General features: G+C 75.1%; 19 protein-coding genes and 1 pseudogene. 5 read left to right on the forward strand and 15 right to left on the reverse strand.

Annotation, left to right across the window (positions count from 1 at the left end; all coding sequences use genetic code 11):
* The first annotated feature begins 57 nt into the window (after nucleotides 1-57).
* From AB0H75_RS20300 to AB0H75_RS20315, 4 genes and pseudogenes are all read left to right on the forward strand, one after another.
* Nucleotides 58-546, forward strand: coding sequence for a (2Fe-2S)-binding protein (locus AB0H75_RS20300; RefSeq protein ID WP_367798229.1), 489 nt, complete (start codon nucleotides 58-60; stop codon nucleotides 544-546).
* Nucleotides 543-1,514: a xanthine dehydrogenase family protein subunit M gene (locus AB0H75_RS20305; RefSeq protein ID WP_367798231.1), complete on the forward strand. Its 972-nt coding sequence runs from the start codon at nucleotides 543-545 to the stop codon at nucleotides 1,512-1,514. The genes AB0H75_RS20300 and AB0H75_RS20305 overlap by 4 nt, the downstream gene beginning before the upstream one ends.
* Complete coding sequence (locus AB0H75_RS20310; protein WP_367798233.1) at nucleotides 1,511-3,541, forward strand: xanthine dehydrogenase family protein molybdopterin-binding subunit; 2,031 nt, start codon at nucleotides 1,511-1,513, stop codon at nucleotides 3,539-3,541. The genes AB0H75_RS20305 and AB0H75_RS20310 overlap by 4 nt, the downstream gene beginning before the upstream one ends.
* A gap of 42 nt (nucleotides 3,542-3,583) precedes the next feature.
* Nucleotides 3,584-4,006, forward strand: a pseudogene (locus AB0H75_RS20315) (DUF6328 family protein); the annotation flags it as partial.
* A 44-nt stretch (nucleotides 4,007-4,050) separates the two neighbouring features.
* Here AB0H75_RS20315 and AB0H75_RS20320 read toward each other — a convergent pair.
* The 13 genes from AB0H75_RS20320 to AB0H75_RS20380 form a co-directional block, all read right to left on the reverse strand.
* Nucleotides 4,051-4,440, reverse strand: coding sequence for a cation:proton antiporter (locus AB0H75_RS20320; protein WP_367798235.1), 390 nt, complete (start codon nucleotides 4,438-4,440; stop codon nucleotides 4,051-4,053).
* Nucleotides 4,437-4,709, reverse strand: coding sequence for a monovalent cation/H+ antiporter complex subunit F (locus AB0H75_RS20325; protein WP_367798237.1), 273 nt, complete (start codon nucleotides 4,707-4,709; stop codon nucleotides 4,437-4,439). The genes AB0H75_RS20320 and AB0H75_RS20325 overlap by 4 nt, the downstream gene beginning before the upstream one ends.
* Complete coding sequence (locus AB0H75_RS20330) at nucleotides 4,706-5,296, reverse strand: Na+/H+ antiporter subunit E (protein WP_367798239.1); 591 nt, start codon at nucleotides 5,294-5,296, stop codon at nucleotides 4,706-4,708. The genes AB0H75_RS20325 and AB0H75_RS20330 overlap by 4 nt, the downstream gene beginning before the upstream one ends.
* Nucleotides 5,293-6,858, reverse strand: a complete 1,566-nt coding sequence (locus tag AB0H75_RS20335) for a Na+/H+ antiporter subunit D (protein WP_367798241.1) — start codon at nucleotides 6,856-6,858, stop codon at nucleotides 5,293-5,295. The genes AB0H75_RS20330 and AB0H75_RS20335 overlap by 4 nt, the downstream gene beginning before the upstream one ends.
* A gap of 28 nt (nucleotides 6,859-6,886) precedes the next feature.
* Nucleotides 6,887-7,699 carry a Na(+)/H(+) antiporter subunit C gene (locus AB0H75_RS20340; protein WP_367798243.1) on the reverse strand — a complete coding sequence of 271 codons (813 nt, stop codon included), beginning with the start codon at nucleotides 7,697-7,699 and terminating at the stop codon, nucleotides 6,887-6,889.
* Nucleotides 7,696-10,458 carry a Na+/H+ antiporter subunit A gene (locus AB0H75_RS20345; protein WP_367798244.1) on the reverse strand — a complete coding sequence of 921 codons (2,763 nt, stop codon included), beginning with the start codon at nucleotides 10,456-10,458 and terminating at the stop codon, nucleotides 7,696-7,698. The genes AB0H75_RS20340 and AB0H75_RS20345 overlap by 4 nt, the downstream gene beginning before the upstream one ends.
* Nucleotides 10,459-10,582: 124 nt before the next feature.
* Entirely contained in the window at nucleotides 10,583-11,833 is a 1,251-nt protein-coding gene (locus AB0H75_RS20350; protein WP_367798246.1) for an alpha/beta hydrolase, read from the reverse strand.
* A gap of 296 nt (nucleotides 11,834-12,129) precedes the next feature.
* Nucleotides 12,130-12,690: an AAA family ATPase gene (locus AB0H75_RS20355; RefSeq protein ID WP_367798247.1), complete on the reverse strand. Its 561-nt coding sequence runs from the start codon at nucleotides 12,688-12,690 to the stop codon at nucleotides 12,130-12,132.
* 40 nt (nucleotides 12,691-12,730) lie between these two features.
* The gene (locus tag AB0H75_RS20360) at nucleotides 12,731-13,150 is read right to left on the reverse strand and encodes a hypothetical protein (protein ID WP_367798249.1); all 420 of its coding nucleotides are present in this window, start codon (nucleotides 13,148-13,150) and stop codon (nucleotides 12,731-12,733) included.
* A 109-nt stretch (nucleotides 13,151-13,259) separates the two neighbouring features.
* Nucleotides 13,260-14,267 carry a carbohydrate kinase gene (locus AB0H75_RS20365; RefSeq protein WP_367798251.1) on the reverse strand — a complete coding sequence of 336 codons (1,008 nt, stop codon included), beginning with the start codon at nucleotides 14,265-14,267 and terminating at the stop codon, nucleotides 13,260-13,262.
* A complete protein-coding gene (locus AB0H75_RS20370; protein ID WP_367798253.1) occupies nucleotides 14,264-15,094 on the reverse strand; it encodes a PIG-L family deacetylase in 831 nt (276 codons plus the stop codon). Before AB0H75_RS20370 ends, AB0H75_RS20365 begins: the two co-directional genes overlap by 4 nt.
* 102 nt (nucleotides 15,095-15,196) lie before the next feature.
* Nucleotides 15,197-16,591 carry a tyrosine-type recombinase/integrase gene (locus AB0H75_RS20375; protein WP_367798255.1) on the reverse strand — a complete coding sequence of 465 codons (1,395 nt, stop codon included), beginning with the start codon at nucleotides 16,589-16,591 and terminating at the stop codon, nucleotides 15,197-15,199.
* A 305-nt stretch (nucleotides 16,592-16,896) separates the two neighbouring features.
* The gene (locus tag AB0H75_RS20380; RefSeq protein ID WP_367798257.1) at nucleotides 16,897-18,288 is read right to left on the reverse strand and encodes a tetratricopeptide repeat protein; all 1,392 of its coding nucleotides are present in this window, start codon (nucleotides 18,286-18,288) and stop codon (nucleotides 16,897-16,899) included.
* 109 nt (nucleotides 18,289-18,397) lie between these two features.
* On the opposite strand from AB0H75_RS20380, the gene AB0H75_RS20385 reads away from it, so the two are divergent.
* Nucleotides 18,398-19,207 carry a DUF1206 domain-containing protein gene (locus tag AB0H75_RS20385; RefSeq protein ID WP_367798259.1) on the forward strand — a complete coding sequence of 270 codons (810 nt, stop codon included), beginning with the start codon at nucleotides 18,398-18,400 and terminating at the stop codon, nucleotides 19,205-19,207.
* Between the two features lie 107 nt (nucleotides 19,208-19,314).
* Here the strand turns inward: AB0H75_RS20385 and AB0H75_RS20390 are convergent, their stop codons facing one another.
* Nucleotides 19,315-20,409: a glycerophosphodiester phosphodiesterase family protein gene (locus AB0H75_RS20390; RefSeq protein ID WP_367798261.1), complete on the reverse strand. Its 1,095-nt coding sequence runs from the start codon at nucleotides 20,407-20,409 to the stop codon at nucleotides 19,315-19,317.
* A 99-nt stretch (nucleotides 20,410-20,508) separates the two neighbouring features.
* Nucleotides 20,509-22,446: a DUF2264 domain-containing protein gene (locus AB0H75_RS20395; RefSeq protein ID WP_367798263.1), complete on the reverse strand. Its 1,938-nt coding sequence runs from the start codon at nucleotides 22,444-22,446 to the stop codon at nucleotides 20,509-20,511.
* Nucleotides 22,447-22,458 lie beyond the last annotated feature (12 nt).

Below are 22,458 nucleotides of genomic sequence, written 5' to 3' on the forward strand. Positions count from 1 at the left end.
ACGGACATTACGGGCCTCGGAGGTTGCCCCGCGATCAACGCGGGTAGGCGTGCGCCTATGGACATCACCCTTCAGGTGAACGGCAGGCCGCACACGATCGACGTGGACCCCCGCACGTCGCTGCTCGACCTCCTGCGCGAGCGGCTGGGCCTGACCGGCTCGAAGAAGGGCTGCGACCACGGGCAGTGCGGCTCCTGCACGGTGCTCGTCGACGGGCGGCGGGCCAACGCCTGCCTGGCGCTGGCGGTCGCGATGGACGGCCGCGCCGTCACCACCGTCGAGGGCCTGGCGGACGGCGAGGAGCTGCACCCCCTCCAGGCCGCCTTCATCGAGCACGACGCCTTCCAGTGCGGCTACTGCACCCCCGGCCAGCTCTGCTCGGCGGCCGGCATGCTGGGCGAGCCCGGCCCGAGCGCCGTCACCGGGGACCTCATGGCGGACCCCGCGCTCACCCCCGAGGAGATCAGGGAACGCATGAGCGGCAACCTGTGCCGCTGTGGCGCCTACGTCAACATCGTCAGCGCCATTTCCGAGGTCGCCCGATGAGGCCCTTCGACTACACCCGCGCCGCCAGCGCCGCCGACGCGGTGCGCGACTATCGGCCCGGCACCATGTATCTAGGCGGCGGCACCAACCTCGTCGATCTCATGCGCCTGGGCGTGGCCCGTCCCGATCGCCTGGTGGACGTCAGCCGGCTGCCGCTGGACGCGATCCAGGAGGTCCGCGGCCGGCTGCGCGTCGGCGCCGCGGTCCGCAACACCGACCTGGCCGCCCACCCGCTGGTGCGCGCCCGCTACCCGATGCTGGCCCGCGCCGTGCTGGCCGGCGCCTCCGGCCAGATCCGCAACATGGCCACCGTGGCCGGCAACCTGCTGCAGCGCACCCGCTGCCCCTACTTCCAGGACGTGAGCCGGCCGTGCAACAAGCGCCGCCCCGGCTCCGGCTGCCCCGCCATCGAGGGCGACCACACCAACCTCGCGGTGCTCGGCCACTCCGGCGCCTGCGTGGCCACGCACCCGTCCGACATGGCGGTCGCGCTGGCCGCGCTGGACGCCGAGGTGCACGTCACCGGGCCCGGCGGCGACCGCGTCGTCCCCATGCCCGGCCTGCACCGCCTGCCCGGCGACGCGCCCGAGCGCGACACCGTGCTGGAGCCCGGCGACCTGATCACCGCGGTCGAGCTGCCCCCGCCGCCGCCCGGCGCCTCCGCCTACCGCAAGGTACGCGAGCGCGCCTCGTTCGCCTTCGCGCTGGTGTCGGTGGCGGCCGTGCTCGACGTCGGCGCCGACGGCACGGTGACCGGCTGCCGCATCGCGCTCGGCGGCGTCGCGCACGCGCCCTGGCGGGCCGGGCGGGCCGAGCGGGCGCTGATCGGCGGCCCGGCGACCGGCGCGGCGTTCCTGGCCGCCGCCGAGGCCGAGCTGGAGCAGGCCGGCCCGCTGCCGCGCAACGCCTACAAGGTCCCGCTGGCCCGCAACCTGATCGTGCGCACGCTGGAGGAGCTGGCACCGTGAACCGCGTCGAAGGCCACGTCAAGGTCACCGGGCTGGCCACGTACGCCGCCGAGTACCCGATCGAGGGCGTCGTGTACGCCTATCCCGTCCAGTCGCTCATCGCCAGGGGCCGCGTCGCCCGGGTGGACGCGAGCGACGCCCTGGCCATGCCCGGCGTGCTCGCCGTGCTCTCCGTCGCCGACCCGCCCGAGCTGGCCGAGGACGCCGACGCCGAGCTGGCCCTGTTCCAGCGCCGCGAGGTCGCCTACCGCGGCCAGCTCGTCGCCGCCGCCGTCGCCGGCACCTACGACGAGGCCCGCGCCGCCGCCGACGCCGTCCGCGTCGAGTACGAGCCCGCCGACCACGACGTCAGCCTGCGCGCCGACCACCCGGGCCTGTACCGGCCGGAGGTGGTCAACCCCAACCTGCCGGCCGACACCGGGCAGGGCGACGTGGAGGCGGGGCTGGCCGAGGCCGTGACCACCGTGGACGTGACGTACACGACGCCGGTCCTGCACAACAACGCGATGGAGCCGCACGCCTCGCTGGCCCTGTGGGACGCCGAGGGCAGGCTGCTGGTCTACGACTCCACGCAGGGCGCCACCACCGACCGCGACATGATCGCCAAGACGCTGGGCCTGCCGCCCGGCCGGGTCCGGGTGGTCTCCCGGCACGTCGGCGGCGGTTTCGGCTCCAAGGGCACGACCCGGCCGCAGGCGGTGCTGGCCGCCCTCGCCGCCAGGGCCGTCGGCCGCCCGGTCAAGGTGGCGCTGACCAGGCAGCAGATGTTCGACGTGACCGGCTACCGCACGCCCACGATCCAGCGGCTGCGCCTCGGCGCCGACGGCGAGGGGCGGCTGACCGCGCTGGAGCACGTGGCCCTCAGCCAGAGCTCCACGCTGAAGGAGTTCGCCGAGCAGACCGCCACCCCGACCCGCGTCATGTACGCCGCGCCCGCCCTGCGCACCGCGCACCGCCTGGTCCGGCTGGACGTGGCCACCCCGTCGTGGATGCGCGCCCCGGGCGACTGCCCCGGCATGTACGCCCTGGAGTCGGCCATGGACGAGCTGGCCTGCGCCGCCGGCATCGACCCGATCGAGCTGCGGGTGCGCAACGAGCCCGAGGTGGACCCGGACACCGGCCTGCCGTTCAGCTCCCGCAACCTGGTCGCCTGCCTGCGCGAGGGGGCCCGCCGCTTCGGCTGGGACCGGCGCGACCCGCGGCCCGGCGTCCGGCGCGAGGGGGAGTGGCTGGTCGGGACGGGGGTCGCCGCCTCCACCTACCCGGCCAAGCGGCGGCCGTGCAAGGCCGTGGCGCGGGTGCTCGACGGGGGTTTCCTCGTCCAGGTGGCCGCGGCCGACATCGGCACCGGCGCGCGTACCGCGCTGACCAGGATCGCCGCCGAGACGCTCGGCGTCGCCCCCGACCGGGTGCACGTCGAGATCGGCGACAGCGACCTGCCGGACGCCCCGGTCGCCGGCGGCTCGATGGGCACCGCCTCCTGGGGCTCGGCCGTCGTCCGCGCCTGCGAGGAGCTGAAGAAGGACGGCCGGGAGGGCCGCGCCGACACCACCGAGGAGATCAGGCAGGACTCCCGGCTGACCCGGCAGGCGTTCGGCGCGCAGTTCGCCGAGGTGCGGGTCAGCTCCGTGACCGGCGAGGTACGCGTGCCGCGGCTGCTCGGCGTGTTCGCCGCGGGCCGGATCGTGGACGCCAAGCTCGCCCGCTCCCAGCTCATCGGCGGCATGACGATGGGCCTCGGCATGGCGCTGATGGAGGAGACGCTGACCGACGAGGAGTTCGGCGGCTTCCTGCGCCGCGACCTCGCGCAGTACCACGTCCCGGTCTGCGCCGACGTGCCGGACGTCGAGGCGGTCTGGCTGGAGGAGCACGACGAACGCCTCAACCCGATGGGCGCCAAGGGCATCGGCGAGATCGGCATCGTGGGCACCGCGGCCGCGATCGGCAACGCCGTCCACCACGCCACCGGCCACCGCGTCCGCGAGCTGCCGATCACTCCGCCCAAGATCCTCATGGCGAGGTTTTGAGCTTTCTTTACGTGGCAGTAGAGCCCTCTTCATGTCGTGTTCATGGGAGGGCGAGTGAGCCGGGAGTCGGAGCAGGAGCGGGCGGACCGCAATTTCGTGGAGCTGCTGCAAGGAGCGCGAGTCGCGGTCACGGGTGTGCAGGTGTTGTTCGCGTTCCTGCTGACCGTGCCGTTCTCGAACGGTTTCGGCAAGCTGGACCTGCCCGACCGGTGGTTGTTCTACGTGGCACTGGTCGGCGCCGCGGTGGCCTCGATCTGCTACATCGCGCCCACGGCGCAGCACCGGGTGCTGTTCCGGCAGGGCCACAAGGAGACGCTGGTCCACCGCTCGAACTTCTACGGCATTCTGGGCGCGCTGGCCCTGGTGGTGTCGATGACGGCGGCCACCGGGCTGGTGGTCGACTACCTGTTCGGCCCCTCGGTGGGCTGGCCCACCGCCGCGGTGATCGCCGTGCTGGCTCTGTGGACGTGGTTCGGCCAGGCGGCGCTCAGCCGCGCCAACGGCGACGATCAGGGCCCGTCCGGTTCCTCGGGGTCGGGGTCGGGGCCGGGGTCCGCCTCCGGAGGCAGCGCCGTCCCGTCGTCCTCGTCCTCGCTGCCGGAGGAAGGGTCGCGGGACGGGTCGCGCGCGTAGGCGGCCCGCGCCACCATGTAGGCCGCCACCGCCACGGTGATCACCTGCGAGGCCGCGACCAGCGCGAGCGGCCCGGCGTTGCGCCAGGTGGGCCGGTGCAGCCACATGGCCAGCAGCACCAGCAGCACGCCGGCCACCTGGGGTTTGGTGCCGGCGTGCATGCGCTCCAGCGTGCGGCGGAACTTGACCAGCCCGGCGCCCGCCGACAGCGCCAGCCCCGCGCCCAGCAGCAGGCAGGCCCCGGCCGCCGGGTCGAGCGCGCTCAACGCGGCCCCCGCGGGGAGCGGCCGGCGAAGAAGCGGGCCAGCGACACCGACCCGACGAACCCCAGCAGCGACAGCACCAGCAGGATCGGCAGGTCCGAGTAGTCGTCCCTGACCACCGCGAACGTCCCCACGCCGCACATCGCCAGCGACGTCATCACGTCCAGCGACACCGCCCGGTCCAGCATCGACGGGCCGCGCGCGGCCCGGTACAGGGCCAGCGCGGCCGCCACCCCGAGCAGCGCCAGCGTCAGCGCGTACACCGGCGTCATCCCCGGTCCAGCTCCTCCCGGTCGGCGCGGGTGCCGAAGGCGGCCACCACGCGCGACTCCATCGCGGCCACGTCGGCCCGCACCGCCGCCGCCACGTCCTCCGCGTCCCCGGACACGCCGAGGACGTGCAGCATCAGGCACCGCTCGGGGAAGTACACCTCCACGACGAGGCTGCCGGGCACGTTGGACAGCGCCGTCATGACCAGCACCGTCATGGCCTCCGACGAGGTACGCAGCCGCACCCGCACCAGCCGCACCGGCGGCGGCCCCGGCCGGAACACGTAGAACACCACCCGCGCCGTCGAGCTGGCCATGTCCCAGGCGAACGTCAGCAGGAAGCGCACCAGCGCCAGGGGACGGACCCTGATGCCGGGATCGAGCACGGGCAGCGGCAGCAGCCACGTCACCACGGCCCCCGCCGCCACCCCGCCCAGCACGTTGCCCGGCGACACCTCGCCCCACAACGTCACCCACACCAGCGCCAGCCAGGCCACCAGCGGCAGCGGCACCCGGCGGCCCAGCACGCTCGGAGCCAGCAGCCGCCCGGCCGGCCCCCTGGCCGGTCGCCCGGTGCGCCGCCCGGTCACCGCCGCCCGCCCAGCACCGCCGCGATGTACGGCTCGCGCGCCATCAGCTCCCCGGCCGTGCGCCGGGTCAGCGCCGACAGCGGCCCGGCCAGCAGCGTGAACGCCAGCCCCAGCGCCACCAGCGCGGCCACCGGCGCCGACAGCACCAGCGGCAGCGCGGGCGTGGTGACGGTCGGCTCCTCGCCGGTGTCCTCCTCGCTCTCCACCACCGTGCCCGCCCGCGCCTCCCTCGGCGCCCGCCAGAACGCCTTGCCCCAGGTCCTGGCGACGGCGTACAGGGTGAGCAGGCTCGTCAGCAGCCCGGCCGCGACGAGCGCGACCGGCAGCGGCCCGCCGAGCGCCAGCCCCGCCTGCACCAGCATCAGCTTGCCGAGGAAGCCCGACATCGGCGGGATGCCGGACAGGTTCATCGCCGGGACGAAGAACAGCACGGCGATCAGCGGCGCCGTGCGCATCAGCCCGCCCAGCCGGGACACCGACGTCGTCCCGGTCCGCCGCTCGATGAGCCCCGTGACCAGGAACAGGCTGGTCTGCACGGTGATGTGGTGCACCACGTAGAAGATCGCGCCGGCCATGCCGGCCACCGTGGACAGCGCCACCCCGAAGACCATGTACCCGATGTGGCTCACCAGGGTGAAGGAGAGCATGCGTTTGATGTCGCTCTGCGCCACCGCGCCCAGCACGCCGGTCAGCATCGTGGCCATCGCCACCCACATCAGCAGCGTCGAGACCGGCCCGCCGGGGAACAGCAGCGCCTCCAGCCGGATGATCGCGTACACGCCGACCTTGGTGAGCAGCCCGGCGAAGACCGCCGTGGCCGGGGCGGGCGCGGTCGGGTAGGAGTCGGGCAGCCACGCCGACACCGGGAACAGCGCCGCCTTGATCGCGAACACCAGCAGCAGCGTCAGCTCCACCAGCATCCTCACCTGCGGGGGCAGCGTGGCGAAGCGCTCGGCGAGCTGGGCCAGCGACAGGGTGCCCGTCGCCGCGTACGTGATCGCCAGCGCGATGAGGAACAACATCGACGAGGCCAGCGCCATCAGCGTGTACGTCGCCCCGGCCCGGATCCTGGCCTCCGTGCCGCCGAAGGTCAGCAGCACGTACGAGCCGCTCAGCAGCAGCTCGAACGCCACGAACAGGTTGAACAGGTCGCCCGACAGGAACGCGTCGGCCACCCCCGCCACCATCACCAGGAACGCCGGATGGAAGATCGCCATCGGCGCGTCGTGCTCCTGCTCGTCGTAGGCGCTGGCGACCGAGTACACCATCACGCACAACGTCACCGCCGACGACACCAGGAGCACCAGCGTGGAGAGCCGGTCGGCCACCAGGCAGATCCCGACCGGCGAGGACCAGCCGCCCAGCCCGGTCACCAGCGGCCCGCCCGTGTCGGCCGCCACCAGCAGCAGCGCCGACACCGCCAGCGACACGCTCATCGTGCCGATGCTGATCATCGACTGCAGCCCCCGCAGCCGCCCGGCGATGGCCAGCTTCACCCCGGCCGCCAGCAGCGGCAGCAGCACGGGCACGCACACCAGCCCCTCCAGCAGGCCACGCGTCACGACTCCTCACCCTCCAGCAGGCCACGCGTCACGACTCCTCACCCTCCAGCTCCGGGTCCTGCGCCAGCGCCTGCCGCTCCAGCTCCCGGCGGATGGCGGCCCGCATCTCGCGCCGCGCCTCCCGCTGCCGCGCCTTGAGCGTCCTGAGCAGCTCCCGCTCGCCGGCCGCCTGCGCCGCGCGGCGCCGCTCGTGCTCCTCCCGCAGCTCCTCGATGCGCAGCACGTTGTCCACGGCGGCCGGCTCCTCGCGCTGGCCCACCTCCTCCAGGCTGCGTTGCAGCTCCTCGTCGGTGACGCCCTGCTGGTGCAGCTCGCGCGTCCACTGCTCCAGCTCGACGTGCACGCGGGCGATGCGCCGCTCCAGGTCCGCCTCCTCCAGCCGCTCCCGCTCGGCCTGCTCGGCCTCCAGCCGGGCCAGCTCGGCCCGCTGCTCGGCGACCAGCCGCCGGTAGGCGTCGCGGCGGCGGCGCACGGCCTGGCTCAGCTCGCCGCGCCGCGCGCGCAGCCGCACCCGCCGGTCCTCGGTGTCGTCCTGCACCTCGTCGCTGCCGCCGAGCTGCCACGAGCGGTGCACCAGGGCCAGCAGGAACGCCGTCACGCCCAGCGTGATGACGATCGCGGTCAGCACCATGGCCTGCGGCAACGGGTCGGCCATGCCCGGCGTGCCCACGAACGGCGGCCGGCCCGCGTTGCCCCCGGCGGTCACGATGAGCAGGTTCACCCCGTTGCCCAGCATGATCACCCCGGCCAGGACGCGCACCAGGCTCCGCTCCAGCAGCAGCGTCACCCCGGCCGCGAGCAGCGCGCAGCAGGCGGCGAAGGGCACCAGCGGCGGGGTCACGGGCCCTCCCCGGCGTCGATCTGCCGGTCCAGCTCCGCGCCGAGGCCGCGCAGCACGTCCTGCACCATGCCGACCACGGACACGTACACGCCGGTGTCGAACAGCAGCCCCGTGGACAGGTGCAGGTGCCCGGCCAGCGGCACCGCCACGTCGGTGGCGAGCATGTCCAGCGCGGCCCGCCCGAACAGCAGCCCGGCCAGCGCGGTCGCCGTGGACAGCGTCAGCCCGACGCCCATGAGCACGCCCGCGTGCACCGGCACCGCCACGGCCAGCTCGTTGCGGCCGCCCGCCAGGTAGCGCACGGTGATCGCCAGCCCGGCCACGATGCCGCCCGCGAACCCGCCGCCCACCCCGCTGTGCCCCACGAACAGCAGGAACACCGACAGCGCCAGCACCGTGTGGAACGTCAGCCGGGCCGCCACCTCGAACGCGATCACCCGCTGCCCGCGCGGCAGCGTCGAGGCCAGCCAGTGCGTGCGCCCGGCCGGCGCCGGCTCGCCCCGCTCGATCCGGTACGACCGGCGCCGCAGGAACACCAGGCTCGTCACGCCCAGCGTCAGCACCACCAGCACCGTGCTCTCGCCCATCGTGTCCCAGGCGCGGATGTCCACGATGAGGGCGCTGACGATGTTGCGGGTGCCCGCCTGCCGCGCCGCGGCCTCCATGAGCCCGCCCACCGGCGCGGCGTCGCGGGCGCTCATCGCCACCATGCCCGCGCCGGTCGCCACCACGCCCACGGCCAGGCCGAGCCCGGCGCGCAGCGGCATCGGCAGCCGCCCCTTGACCGGCTCGACCGGCAGCCGCCGCAGCACCAGCGCGAAGACCACCAGGCTCAGCGTCTCGGCCAGGAACTGGGTGAGCGCCAGGTCCGGCGAGCCGTGCGCGAGGAACAGCAGCGCCGTGCCGTACCCGGTGAGGCCCACCGCGAGGGCCAGGAAGACGTACGCGCGGGCGAACAGCGCCACCACCGCCGCCGCCACCATCAGCACGGCCACCACCGGCTGCTCCGGCCGCTCCCACCACACCACCGGCCCCTCCAGCCGGGGCGGGCCGCCGTAGGCGATCGAGAACAGGCCGACGCCGACCGTGGCCACCAGCGTCAGCAGCAGGTAGTCGGGCACCGAGCCGCGCTGGACCATGCCGGTCACCTGGATCGCCATCCGGTCCAGGCGGCGGATCAGCGACCAGTAGACCTGCCCGGAGTCCAGCACGTGCAGCGCCGCCCCCAGCCGGGCCACCGGCTCCCTGGCCAGGAACAGCGCCGCGCCGCCCGCCAGCGCCACCGCCGACAGCAGCAGCGGCAGGCCGAACCCGCCCCACACCGCCAGGTGGGCCGGGCGCCCCGGGTCGCGCAGGGCATCCGCGTAGCCGGCCTCCATCACGTGGCCGTACCAGGACGAGAACGGCACCAGGACCAGCCCCAGCACCGCCAGCAGCACCACGGGCACGGCCATCGCCGCCGGCGTCCGGTGCGTCTCCCGCGGCGCGACGCCCGGCTTCGCGGCGAAGGCCCCCCACAGGAACCGCAGCGTGTACGCCGCCGTCAGCGCCGACCCCGCCACCACCCCCGCCAGCGCGAGCGGGCTGCCGCGCAGCGCCTCCAGCGCCGCCTCCTTGCCGACGAACCCCGCCAGCGGCGGCACCCCCGCCATCGACGCCCCGGCCAGCACCGCCGCCCCGCACGCCCACGGCATCGCCCGCCCCAGGCCGCTCAGCTCCCGCAGGTCCCTGGTGCCCGCCGCGTGATCGACCACCCCCACCAGCAGGAACAGCGCAGCCTTGAACAACGCGTGCGCCAGCAGCATGCCGGCGCCCGCCAGCGCCGCGCCGCGCGTGCCCGAGCCGAACAGCGCCGTCAGGAAGCCGAGCTGGCTGACCGTGCCGTAGGCCAGCAGCCGCTTCAGGTCCGTCTCGCGCAGCGCCCGCCAGCCGCCCAGCACCATCGTCAGCAGGCCCAGCGGCACCGCCAGCGCCCGCCACAGCGCCAGGTCCCCGGCCGCCGGCCCCAGCCTGGCCACCAGGTAGACGCCCGCCTTCACCATCGCCGCCGCGTGCAGGTACGCCGACACCGGCGTCGGCGCCGCCATGGCCGCGGGCAGCCACGTGCTGAACGGCAGGACCGCCGACTTCGCCAGGGCGCCCGCCAGGATCAGCGCGACCGCGGCCGAGCCGAGGTCGCCCGGCCCGATCCCCGAGATCCGGTACGTGCCCGCCGCCTGCCCCGCCAGCACGAACCCGGCCAGCATCGCCAGGCCGCCGAACGCGGTGACCGTCAGCGCCTTCATCGCCGACTGCCGGCTGGCCCGGCTCTCCGGGTCGTGCCCGATGAGCAGGTACGAGAAGACGGTGGTCAGCTCCCAGAAGACGTACAGCAGGAGCAGGTCGTCGGCCGTCACCAGGCCCAGCATCGAGCCCGCGAAGGCCACCATGACGCCGCCGTAGCGGCCGAGCCCGCTCTCGTCCCGGGAGAAGTAGCGGGCGCTGTAGACCAGCACCAGCACCCCGACCCCGGTGACCAGGGCCGCCATCAGCAGCGACAGCGCGTCCACCCGGAAGGCCAGCGCCAGCCCCAGCTCCGGCGCCCACCGGGTGAGCCAGGCCGCGGGCACCTGCCCGGTCACGCCCAGCCACACCGCCCAGCCGAGCCCGGCCGCCGGCGCCAGCGCCAGCACGGGCAGGGCGCGGCGGCCGCCCAGACGGCGCGCCAGCCAGGGCGCGCACGCCGCCGCCACCGCGTGCAGGATCAGCAGCGACTCCATGGGCTCCTCGGGCGGGGGCGGGCATTCCGGTCTCGTCCGCCCAATCTCGCCCACGCCGCGACCCCGGCCGCGCAGGCGCGGCCGGGGTTGACCACTCCCTCACCAGGGGGAGGGACCGGCGGTGTCAGGTCTTGGGAGAAGCGTGGCAGGCGCGGCGCGCGGGCGCCCTGGCCGTGATGAGATAGCGGTCCACCTGGCGCTCCACGCAGGACGAGCCGCCGCCGTAGGCGGTGTGGCCGTCGCCGTCCTTGGTCAGCAGCACGCCGTGCTGGAGCTGCGCCGCCAGCGACCTGGCCAGCGCGTACGGGGTGGCCGGGTCGCGGGTGGTGCCCACCACCACGATCGGCGGCGAGCCCGCGGCGGTGATCTTCCTGGTGAACCTCCTGCCCTTGACCGGCCAGTGCGGGCAGGCCGCCTCGGGGTGGTCGACGCAGGTGATGGCCAGGTGCGCCATCGCCATGTTGCTGTAGGTGCCGTCCGGCCGGCGCTGGTTGTAGTAGTCGGACAGGGCCAGCAGGTTCGTGCCGTCGCCACGGAACGCGGTGGCCAGCGCCCCGCGCAGGAACTTCCAGAGCTGCGTCGAGTACAGCGCGGCCGTGATGCCGGTGTCCGCGATGGCCTCGGTCACCTGCCGGCCGTCCATCGTGTTGCGCAGCGGGGCGCGGTCGGCCCGGCGCAGCAGGGCTCGGATCCGCTTGTGCGCCGCGGGCAGCGTGTGCTCGGTGAAGGGGCAGTCCGCGCGCTTGAAGCAGTCGCGCAGGAACGCGTTCATCGCCGTCTCGAAGCCCTGGGCCTGCGAGCGCGCGAACTCCGACTGCGTCTGCCGGGGGTCCTCGGCGCCGTCCAGCACCATGGCCCGGATCCGGCGCGGGAACAGGTCGGCGTAGCGGGCGCCGAGGTAGGTGCCGTACGACCAGCCCAGGTACGTCAGGCGGGCGTCGCCCAGCGCCGAGCGCATCACGTCCAGGTCGCGGGCGGCCTCGGCGGTGCCGACGTGCCGCAGCAGGTCCTTGCCGGAGTTGGCGGCGCAGGAGCGGGCCAGCGCCTTGCTCCACTGCTTGGCCGAGGCCACCTCGCGCTTGTCGTCGGGGGTGTTGTCGGCGGCCAGGTAGGCGTCCATGCCGAGCGTGCCCAGGCAGCGCACCGGCGCCGAGCGGCCCACCCCGCGCGGGTCGAACGACACCACGTCGAAGCGCCGCCGCAGAGCCGGCGAGACGATCGCCGGGTTGGCCCGGAGCTGGTCCAGCCCGGAGGCGCCGGGACCGCCGAAGTTCAGCACCACCGAGCCGATCTTCCTGCCGGTGGCGGGCAACCGAATAAGCGCGATCTTGATCTGCTTGCCACGCGGCTTCGAATAGTCGAGGGGAACCCGCAAGGCGGCGCACTGGAATCCACCACCGCACGACGACCAGGAAAGCCGCTGACCGTCATAAGGGGACGCGGAGGCGGTGGTGGCCGCCCTCGCCGCGCCGGTGACGCCGGTCATCGCGATCAGGCACGCGATGACGGCGGAAATGACATTGAATGAGCGTCGCATGATGGAACGCTGAACGCGAAACCTTGCGATGCCCTTTAATCAGGCTAAATTCGATCGTTTGCAAGAATGGAGTGAAGATCGGTAATAATCCGGCGAGTACGGAAAACGCCAGGCCCGCGCGGCCCCCGGCCCCCTCACGCCGTGCCGGTGGTGCCCTCAGTGGCCCTGTCGCCGGCGGCCGCGAGGCCGGAGTGGCCCAGGACCAGGCGTACGGTCTCCTCCAGCGTGCCGGTCTCCGGCACGACCGTCTCCGCGACCCCGGGGAGCAGGTCGCGCGGGACGTACCACTGGCGCATGTCCTCCGGCCCGAACCGCTCGCGCTGCGGCCGGGTGCCGTGCCGCCGCACCGTCTCCTCCCACGAGACGTCCAGGTAGAAGCAGCGGGTGGTGCCCCGGTGGTCGCGGCACAGCGCCCGCAGCATCTCGCCGTAGCGGCTCGCGGCCAGGATGCCCTCCAGGATCACGTGGTGGCCGGCGTCCAGGGTGTGGCGGCACATCACGTCCAGCAGGCCGATGTTCACGCCGCCCGGCCGGTCCAGCTCGCGCAGGATGTCGCGGCGGACCACGTCCTGGGAGATCAGGGCCAGGCCGCGGCGGCCGTACGCCTCCCGCGCGGCCCGCGCCACGCTCGACTTGCCCGAGCCCGAGTTGCCCCGGACGACGATCAGCACGGTGTCGGGTGATCCGGTGAGCACCGCACGACCGTACCGGACCGCCGGGCCGTCCGGCGCCGGGTCAGGCGGAGCCGTCGACGCGCCGGCTCACCTCGTCGGCCAGGCGGTCGAGCGAGAGGTCGAGCAGCTCGCGCACCTCGTCGGCCCGCGCGCCCGAGCCGGGCTCGTCCAGCAGGGAGATGTGGACGGTGACCTCGCTCCTGCCGTCGGCCGAGTCGAAGACCTGGAGCCAGCCGGCGTAGTCGGGGTGGTCGCGCCCGCCCCACTCCACCCGGAGCTGGTCCTCCTGCGCGCGGAACAGCCCCTCGTGGGCGCCCTCGCCGGGCACCAGGTCGCCCTCCGCCTCCACCGTGTTGGGGCCGGAGCCGGAGACGTGCAGCCCTCGCGGCAGCCAGCGATCCATCACGGCGACGTCGGAGGCGACGCCGTACACGAGCCCGCTCTCGGCCGGCATGCCACGAGTCGCTTCGAATTCCGCCATCTCAACCCCCTGGATGCTCGCACTCGGTCTTGTCCACTGACCCGCCGTACCCGGGCGATCCCCCCACAAACAGCTCCGCCCCTCCCGCCGGGGGAGGGGAGCCGGGTGCTCAGCCGGACGGGGCGAGCTGGGCGGGCCACGGGGGGTCGGCGCCCGGGACCGAGCAGGTCAGGGCCGAGACGCGGGTCGCGAACGCCGCCGCCTCGGCCGCCGCCGCCAGGTCCAGGCCGTCCAGGCGCCCGCCCAGGTGGCCGCCCGCGTGCAGGCCGTGCAGGAGCCCGGCGGTGAAGGAGTCGCCCGCCCCGACCGTGTCCACGACCTCGACCCGCGGTGCCGGCACGGCGGTGCGCCGCCCGTCCAGCGAGACCAGGGCCCCCGCCGCCCCCCGGGTGACCACGACGAGCCGGGCTCCGGCGTCGTGCCAGAGGTCGCAGGCGCGTTCCGGCGGCACGCCCGGCAGCAGGAACTCCAGGTCGTCGTCGCTGAGCTTGAGGATGTCGGCCCACTCGCACCACCGCTCCACCTGGTAGTCCTGCCTCGTGGCGAGGCTGGGCCGGACGTTGGGATCGACCGAGATCGTCGCCCCGCCCGACGCGGCCCGCGCGAACTCCTCGACCAGCGCGCGGCCCGGCTCCTTGACCAGCGCGAGCGAGCCGGTGTGCAGGCAGGCGGCCGGGCCGAGGCGGGCAGGGGTCAGCTCGCCGGGGTGCCACTGCCAGTCGGCGGTGCCCTCGGCGTAGAAGGTGTACTCGGCCCGGCCGGCGGAGTCCAGGGCGGCCACGGCGAGGGTGCTCGGCTCGTCGGCCTCGGCGCACGCCGACAGGTCAACGCCCGAGGACGCCAGGTGCTCGCGGAAGAGGCCGCCGAAGACGTCCCGGGAGAGGCGGCCGAGGAAGCGGGCCGGGGTGCCGAGCCGGGCCAGCGCCACGGCCGTGTTCGCGGGCCCGCCGCCCGGCAGCACCCGAAGCCCCAACCCCGCGCCCCCGTTCCCGCCCGCGCCCCCGCTCCCGGCCGCGCCCCCGCTCCCGGCCGCGCCCCCGCTCCCGCCTTCGTCCGAGGTCGCGGCGGGGCGGGTGGCGAAGGCGTCGGCGACGCACTCGCCCAGGACGGTGATCATCTGCCCTCGCGCAGGCCCGCGAACAGGTCGTCCTCGTGGGCGGCCGTCGGCACCCTGGACAGCACCCGCTCGAACGCCTCGTGCGAGAACGCCTGCTGCTGGGCCTCCTCCGGCATGCGCAGCAGGAAGATGTTGTCGCCCTGGCTCTCGTGCGCCCGCAGCGCCTTGAGCTTGCGCTCGGTGTAGGCGGCGACGTCGACGATCGTCGTGACGCGCTCGTCGGGGGTGCCGAAGTCGTCGGAGGGCTCGAAACCGCCGAGATCCACCCCGCTGTCGCGCATCAGCTCGAACATCCGCGTGATCGACGACCTCGGGATGGCCGTGTAGTAGAACTTGTCGGGAATGCCGGTCGCCTCCACCGCCGCGGCGGTGACGCGGTGCGTCTGCACGTGATCGGGGTGGCCGTAACCGCCGCCGCCCGTCTCGTCGTAGGTCACCACGACCTGGGGACGGTAGCGCTCCATCAGCTCGGCCAGCCTGCCCGCCGCCGCCTCCACCGGGACGTTGGCGAACGCGTCGGGATGGCCGTTGCCCGGCCAGCCGTCCATGCCCGAGTCGCGGTAGCCGAGCAGCTCCAGGTGATCGACGCCCAGGTGGGCGACCGACTCGCGCAGCTCGGCCAGGCGGCGCTCGGCCACCGCCGCGTCGTCGTGACCCTCCTCGCCAGGCTTGACGCCGCCCTGGTCGTCGCCCTGCTCGCCGTTGGTGCAGGTGACCAGGACGGTGCGGATGCCCTCCTCGGCATAGCGGGCCAGGACGCCGCCGGTGCTGAGGCACTCGTCGTCGGGGTGGGCGTGGACGACCATGAGGGTGAGTTCCCGATCCATGGGCCGAAACCCTACCCGGCCCCACCGACAGTTCCCGGCCCGCCCGTCACTCGCCGCCCGCCCGCTCGACCGGCGGGGGCGGACGGCGGGCGGCGGGCGGGCTCAGCCCAGCGTGGACGGGGGCGGGAAGGAGCCCTGGTCGTTGAGGAGGTCGGTGACGTTCGTCGCGCGGAGCATGGCGGGGGTCAGGCAGCGGGCCCGCCGCTCCGGGACGCCACCGGCGAGGGCGGCGTCCACGAGGGCGGCGGTCAGCCAGGCCGTGTCCAGGGCGCGGCCGTCCGGACGGCGGATCAGCGGCTCGCCGGGCGGGCGGCTGGCGCACAGGACGCGGAGCAGCGGGCGGGCCAGCGGGGTGACCAGGAAGGCGGTGACCTCGTCGCGGCCGTGGTTCACGGTGACGACGACGGGCTGGCTGACCGCGCCGTCGGGCACGCCGCGGACGTCCTGGCGGGTCAGCCCGGCCAGCGCCTCCACCGCCGCGCCCGTCAGCTCCAGCAGCGCGACGGCCGCGGCCTCCGCGGTGCGGCCGTCGGCGGCCAGGCGGGCCACGCCCGTGCGCAGGAGCCGCCGCTCCTCGGCGGTCAGCGTCCGCCCGTCGGACGGGCGGCGCGGCCGGCCCGCCTTCGGGCCGGGCACCTGGTTGTGCCGGACGACGCCGCAGCGCCAGGCGAAGGAGTAGAACGACAGCAGGGCGGCGCGTTTCCTGCTCACCGTCTTGCTGGTCAGCGGCCTGCCAGGAGTGGGGGTGGCGGCGCCGGTGCGCGCGGCCTCACAGAACGCCTCCAGGTGCGCGCCCGTGACGGCCAGCAGCTCGACCGCCGGCTCCGCCCGGTGCAGCCAGCGCAGGAACGACGCCAGCACCTGCAGGGCCACCTGGCGGGTGGCGGCGGACGGCTTCTCCCGCAGCCAGGCGGCCACCGTCCGCCAGGTCAGCGGGTCGAGGGCGTCCACCAGGTCCACGTCGGCGCCGGGGACCTCGCCCCCGTCGCGGGGGCGGCGGCGCGGCCGGAGCCCGGGGATGCGCCCGACGCTCGTCAGCTCGGCGGGGAGGGGCGGCACCTGGCCGTCCTCGGCGGCGGCGGTGGCGGCGGGAGGTGCGGGTAACCGGTGGGCGGCCTGGACCGGCGCCGGGGCGGCGGCGGAGGGCACGGCGGCCGGTGCCTCCGCGAAGGGCGGGGGCGACGGCCGGTGGGTGGGATCGGAGGACGGGTGGGCGTCCGGCCGGGCGGGCGGGCGCGGGGTCTCGCGGCGGGGCAGGCGGGGCTCTCCCCGTTCCTGGACCTGCGGGCTCTCCCGCCACGGGACGCCCGGCGCCGCCTCGGCGGAGGCGGAGGAGACGGGGGAGACGGGGGAGGAGGCCGGGGCGCCGGGGGAAGCGGCGGAGGCGGGGGAAGCGGCGGGGGTGGGGGAAGCGGCGGGGGTGTCCTCGGGGAAGGCGGAGGAGGGGTGCGGGGGCTTGGCGGGGGAGGGGCCGGGGCGGGGGTTGCCTTCGTGCATGGTCAGCATGTGATCGGGATCGGGATCGGGCAGGCGGGGGAGGGTCCGAGCGGGCCGCGGGCACCGTCACCGGCACGCGCGCCACGCGTACGGCCGGGCGGGACGTCGGCGGCGGCGGCCGTCCATGGGCACGGCACGAGCATCACGGAGGTGGCCGTCGCGGCGGCATGGCGAGTGCGACGACCCGAGCCTGGCAGACCGATCATAATGTGGATCTTCTCACGAACACCGCCCGCGGAAGACCTCGTACGCCCCGCGTGTCCCACGCGAATCGGCGGTGGCACGGCCACCCGCTGAGCCGCGGCTCAGGCGGCCCCGGCGAGCGCCCGCGCCCGCTCCCGCGCGGCCGCCGCCGCGGCCCGGTCGCCGAACGCCTCGGCCACCGCCGCCTGCTTCAGCCAGTTGTACGGGCTGCACGGCCGCACCCCGATGCGCTCGCTCGCCAGCGTCCTGGCCACGTCCCTGGCCCCGGCCCGCAGCGCCGACTCCAGCAGCGTCCGCTGCACGGCGTCGCGCTGCGCGTGGCTGCCGCCGAACTCGTTGACCCGGTGCCGGATCGGGTACAGCAGCTCGACGACCGACCGGTGCTCGCCCCGCCCGAACGCCACGATCGCCCGGCACACCGGCAGCCCCACCCGCAGCGTCATGGCGGCGTTGGTCACCCCGGGCCGCGGCTCGGCGACGTACGCCTCCCGCGAGGCGATCAGCCTCTCCGCCTCGCCCAGCCGCCCCGCGCCCACGTACGCCATGACCGCGTGCATGTCGTTGAAGGCGTAGAACGGCTCGGCCACACGCGGCGGCCAGGCGTCGGCCAGCGCCTCCCACCGCGCGGGCTGCTCCGACCCCTCCAGGTGCAGCCGCCACAGCAGCGCGGACGCGTCCAGCAGCTCCAGGGACGTCCGGCCGCCGGCCATGACCGCGTCGTAGATCGCCAGCACCCTGGGCACGTCCCCGGTCTCCAGCGCGTACAGGCAGTAGTGCCACCAGGTGTGGACGTTGAAGAACGTCCCGGTGGACCAGTCGGGCACCCGCGCGTCGAGGTAGCGCAGCCCGTCGCCGAAGCGGCCCCGCATCTCGTACGTGTGCGCCACCGCGTGGATCCCCCACACGTCGCGCGGGTCCAGCTCGACCGCCCGCAGCCCGGTCTCCTCCGACCGGTCGTAGTGCCCGGACTCCTCCAGCCCGAAGGCGTACATGCCGAGCACGTGCCCGTAGTGCGGGTCGTCCGGGTGCCAGGCGGTGAGCGCGCCGCCGATGCGGTCGCGCAGCGAGCGGGCGTCGCCGGTGAAGAAGTCGACCTGGTGCCCGACGATCAGCGCCAGCGCGTCGCGCGGATGCTCGACGGTGATCTCGCCGAGCAGCGCCCCGCAGGTCAGGAAGTCGCCGCGGAGCAGCGCCCGCACGGCCGCCAGGTGGGCCCGCTCGCGGGGCGGCAGGGACGACTCGTCGAGGCGGCGGTGGAAGTCGCCGAAGCGGGCCCGCGCCGCGCGCGCGTCGTCGGCCTCGGTGGTCAGCAGCCCCAGGTAGGCGGCCAGGACGTTGCCCAGGGGGAAGCCGGGCGAGTCGGCCAGCGCCGCGCGCGTCTCGGCGACGACCTCGGCCCTGAAGTGCAGCAGCTCGTCGATCGCGCGGTCGTAGTGCCGCGCCGCGGCGGCGCTCGCCCCGCTCATGGCCAGTCCGTGCTGGTCGGTGGTCACCCGGCCACTGTAGACCGGCGCCCTGCCTGGCACCGCCGCCCCCGGTGAGGCGTAGAACGGCGTTTCCCGGGCACTTCGGAGATCCCCTGGAATCCCTTTGGAGGCGACGATGAGCACGGCGGGAAGCGAGGTGCGCGGTGCCGCGCGGCGGGCCGCCCGCAGCCCGGTCATGGACATGGCCACCCGGGTGGGCCTGGCCTGCCGCGGCGTGCTGTACGGACTGGTGGGCGCGGTGGCGGTGCAGGTCGGCCTCGGCGAGCGCTCGAAGGAGGCCGACAAGGCCGGCGCCATCGAGACGCTCGCCGAGCTGCCCTTCGGCTCGGTGCTGTTGTGGATCATGACGGTCGGGTTCGTGGCGCTGGCGCTGTGGCAGGCCACGGAGGCCGCGTTCGGGGGCGGGGAGGTGATCGAGCGGGTCGAGGCCGCCGCCCGGGTCGCGGTGTACGTGCTGGTCATCGTCACCCTGGTCAGCGTCCTGACGAAGGGGAAGGCGTCGTCCGACGACGAGAAGTCCCGTGACCTGACCGCCACCCTGCTCGACCTGCCCGGCGGGCAGGTGATCGTCGGCGCGGCCGGGCTCGGGCTGGTCGTGCTCGGCGCGTACTGGGTGCGCCAGGGCCTGACCAAGGGGTTCTGGAAGGAGCTGGACCGGGCGGGCATGCCCGCGCCGGCCCGCGCCGTGATGGAACGCCTCGGCGTCGGCGGGTACGTCGCCAGGGGCGCGGTCGCCGCGCTGGCCGGGATCCTGGTCGGCCGGGCGGCGATCACGTTCGACCCGGACAAGGCGGGCGGCATCGACACGGCGCTGCGGGAGTTCGCCGGCACGCCCGCCGGGCCGTGGCTGCTGGTCGTGGTGGCGCTGGGGCTGCTGCTGTTCGCCGCCTTCTGCTTCGGCGAGGCCCGCTGGCGCCGCGCCTGACCGGGGCCCCGCCCGCCGGGGCCGGGCCCGATCGGCCGTGCCCGTCCGCCGGGCCGGTCCCGCCGGGCGCGGTCCCGCCGGGCGCGGGCCCGTCAGGTGCGGGTCCGTCAGGCGCGGGCCCGTCGGGCGATCACCGCGCGGCCCGTCCCCGGGTCGTCGCAGAACGCGCCGTCGATCCCCAGGTCCAGCAGCTTCGACAGCCAGCCCATGACGTTCCCGGTGGCCCGCGGGTAGGCCGGGCTGGCCGGGTTCCCCATCCGGTAGTCGGCCGGGAGCTGGGAGTTCTCGTTGCGGATCGTCCACACGTGCACGTCCAGGCCCCGGCGGTGGGCGTCGGCGACGAGCGTCGTGGGCGGCAGCGTCGCGCCGCCGGCGTCCTGCGGCACCACGCGGCGGGTGTCCACGCCGATGCCGTCGGCGTACCGGGCGACCTCGCGCAGCCCGTCCGGCGTGACCATGTCGTCGTAGGTGCGGGGGTCGCCGGCGGCGACCCAGTCGTAGGGCGCGCCGCCGTACGTGATGAGCTGGATCAGCGGCAGCCGCGTCCGGCGGCGCAGCTCGCGCAGGTTCGCCGTCTCGAAGGACTGGATGTACGCCTTGCGCACCCGGTACCGGTCCAGGACCTCCAGCAGCGGCTCCTCCAGCGACAGCCCGATGGAGTCGAAGTACGTCGGGTGCTTGGTCTCGGGGTAGACGCCGACGCCGGCCCGCAGCGCGAGCCGCACGACCTCCTCGAACGTCGGGATCTCGGCCAGCCCGTCGAAGGCGGTGTTGTCCGGCCGCAGGTCGGGCACCCGCTCCTTGGCGCGCAGCGTCTTCAGCTCGGCCAGCGTGAAGTCCTCGGTGAACCAGCCGGTCACCTGCCGGCCGTCCACGGTCTTGGTGGTGCGGCGGCCGGCGAACTCGGGGTGCGCGGCCACGTCGGTGGTGCCGGAGATCTCGTTCTCGTGCCGGGCCACCAGCACGTGGTCCTTGGTGGAGACCAGGTCGGGCTCGATGTAGTCGGCGCCGAGCGCGATGGCCGCCTCGTAGGACAGGAGAGTGTGCTCGGGCCGGTGCGCGCTGGCGCCGCGGTGACCGATCACGACGGGCTCGTGGCCGCGGCGCTCGGCCGTGGCGGGCGGTGTCTGGATCACGAGGGCGACCGTACCGCCGGCCAGGACCCCGGCCAGCACGCTCGCGAGTAACCTGCGCATCGTCATGGGCGCACGGTAGACCGGGCAGGTGGCCGGCGGGTTACGGGTGAGCGCCCGGTGAAGGACGGGCTTCCGGGTGACGGGAGAGGCCGATCGGGTTCGCCGTCAGTGGGGGTCCAGGTCGATCCGGTCCGTCGTTCCGTCCGGCCAGGTGATCGTGGTGTCCTGGACCTTGGGCGGGTCGTCGCCGGTGCCCAGCAGGAGGGCCGCGTGGTACCAGCGGCCCGGCTCGGCCGCGTCCGGGGTCGCGCACCACGGGACCAGGGTGCGCTCGGCCAGCGGGGTGGCGGCGACGGCCAGGCCCGTCTCCGTCAGCCCCGGCCCGCCCACGACCCGGGTCGCGGGGCCGCCCTCCGGCGCGGGCCACCCGCCGAAACGCAGTCGGCCGCCCTCCGGCCCGGCCTCCCCGCCACCCGATCCCACCGCTCCGCCACCGTCCCTTTCCCAGCCGGTCTTTTCCGTGCCGGTCCCTTCCGCGCCGATCCCTTCCCCATCCATGCCGGAGGGGGCGGACGGGAGGCGGGCGAAGCGGACCTCCCAGGCGCCGCGGACCGCGGAGACGACCTCCATCCGGGGTCCGTCCCGCATCTCGCCGCCCGGCCGGCTGTGGCCGTGGTCCGGGCCGGGGCCCTGCTCGCCCCAGTGCGCCCGCCACCGCGACGAGCCCACCAGCGTGCCGGACGGCAGCGCGGACACGGGGCCCGCCTCGAACCCCGTCCGGTGGCTGGCCCGCCCCCGCTCGTCCAGCACCGTGACCGACTGGTCGAGCGGGTCGCCGGACAGCAGCGGGAACGTGGCCGTGGAATAACCGAGGCGGGCGTACAGCGGCGCGTCGGCCAGGCGCGACCCGGGCCGCGAGTGGTCGGTGCCGTGGTTGACGACCCGGACGATCCCGTCCGCCCGGGTCCCGCTGACCAGCCAGCCGGGGGCGCGGACCACGCGGGTGAAGTCGCCGGTCTCGACCGGCAGCGGCTCCTCCACGGCCGTCCACACCGGATGGCCGGCCGGCAGCGACAGCCCCAGCAGCCCCTTCGACGCCCAGTACGGCGAGCCGGGCCCCGAGTAGTCCTGCGCGATCCCCCGCCACTCCCCGTGCCAGCCGAGGGTCAGCACCCCGTTGCGGTCCGGCGCGCCGCGCTCGGCGAAGTGCCGCACGATGCCCGAGGCGGCCCGGCGCAGCAGCCCGGGGGAGCCGACCCCGGCCCTGGCCCCGACCCAGAACGGCGCGGCCGCGGCGAACCGGTAGGTCAGGCTGCGCCCCTGGACGAGCGGCGAGCCGTCGGCGCCCACCAGGCGCACGGCGTCGTCCAGGAAACGTTCCAGCCGGGCCAGCTGGGCGGGGTCGGGGTCCACGCCGGCCATCTCGCTCCACAGCAGCGGGTACAGGTGCAGCGCCCAGCCGTTGTAGTGGTCGTAGGAGCGCTCGGAGCCGTCGGCGTACCAGCCGTCCGCGCGCTCGAACGTGCGGGCCAGGGCGAGCCCGGCCTCGATGTCCTCCGGCGCGTACGGCCCGCCCACCGAGGCCAGGAACTGCTCGGTCACGATCTGGAACCACACCCAGTTGATCGGCGGGTAGGCGGCTCCCACGGCGGGCGCCAGCCAGTCCACCACCTGCTCGCGCACCCGCTCCGGCAGCCGGTCCCACAGCCAGGGCCGGGTCAGGTGCAGGACCAGCGCGATGGAGGCGGCCTCCACCTTGGCCTGGTCGTGCTCGTCCAGGCGCACCCAGCGCTCGGGCGAGGCGGGGTCCACCCCGGCGGCGATGCCCTCGGCGTACCACTCCATGAGGCCGAGCGGGTCGCGCCCGTCCTCGCCCGCGACCCGGAACCCGGCGGCGAGGAACGTGCGGGCGAAGCCCTCCAGGGCGTCGACGTCAGGGCCGTACCCGCCGGGCGGCCCGGGGAAGCCGACGCGGGCGTGCGCGGGGGAGGCGTGGGCGCGGGCGGCGAGGAGCAGGCGGTCGGCGAGCGCCGCCCAGTGCTCCCTGGTCCAGCCGGTGTAGGGGGAGATCACCAGCCCAGCAAACACGGGCGGACCGTTCATCGACAAGATCTG

This window comes from Nonomuraea sp. NPDC050783 (genome assembly GCF_040802095.1).
Taxonomy (GTDB): Bacteria; Actinomycetota; Actinomycetes; order Streptosporangiales; family Streptosporangiaceae; genus Nonomuraea.

Coding starts and splice junctions, on each gene's coding strand:
- AB0H75_RS20370 (WP_367798253.1), bottom strand. CDS start 15,094: ATGGATCGGGAACTCACCCTCATGGTCGTCCACGCCCACCCCGACGAC.
- AB0H75_RS20395 (WP_367798263.1), bottom strand. CDS start 22,446: ATGAACGGTCCGCCCGTGTTTGCTGGGCTGGTGATCTCCCCCTACACC.
- AB0H75_RS20365 (WP_367798251.1), bottom strand. CDS start 14,267: ATGATCACCGTCCTGGGCGAGTGCGTCGCCGACGCCTTCGCCACCCGC.
- AB0H75_RS20360 (WP_367798249.1), bottom strand. CDS start 13,150: ATGGCGGAATTCGAAGCGACTCGTGGCATGCCGGCCGAGAGCGGGCTC.
- AB0H75_RS20325 (WP_367798237.1), bottom strand. CDS start 4,709: ATGACGCCGGTGTACGCGCTGACGCTGGCGCTGCTCGGGGTGGCGGCC.
- AB0H75_RS20385 (WP_367798259.1), top strand. CDS start 18,398: ATGAGCACGGCGGGAAGCGAGGTGCGCGGTGCCGCGCGGCGGGCCGCC.
- AB0H75_RS20375 (WP_367798255.1), bottom strand. CDS start 16,591: ATGCACGAAGGCAACCCCCGCCCCGGCCCCTCCCCCGCCAAGCCCCCG.
- AB0H75_RS20300 (WP_367798229.1), top strand. CDS start 58: ATGGACATCACCCTTCAGGTGAACGGCAGGCCGCACACGATCGACGTG.
- AB0H75_RS20305 (WP_367798231.1), top strand. CDS start 543: ATGAGGCCCTTCGACTACACCCGCGCCGCCAGCGCCGCCGACGCGGTG.
- AB0H75_RS20345 (WP_367798244.1), bottom strand. CDS start 10,458: ATGGAGTCGCTGCTGATCCTGCACGCGGTGGCGGCGGCGTGCGCGCCC.
- AB0H75_RS20390 (WP_367798261.1), bottom strand. CDS start 20,409: ATGACGATGCGCAGGTTACTCGCGAGCGTGCTGGCCGGGGTCCTGGCC.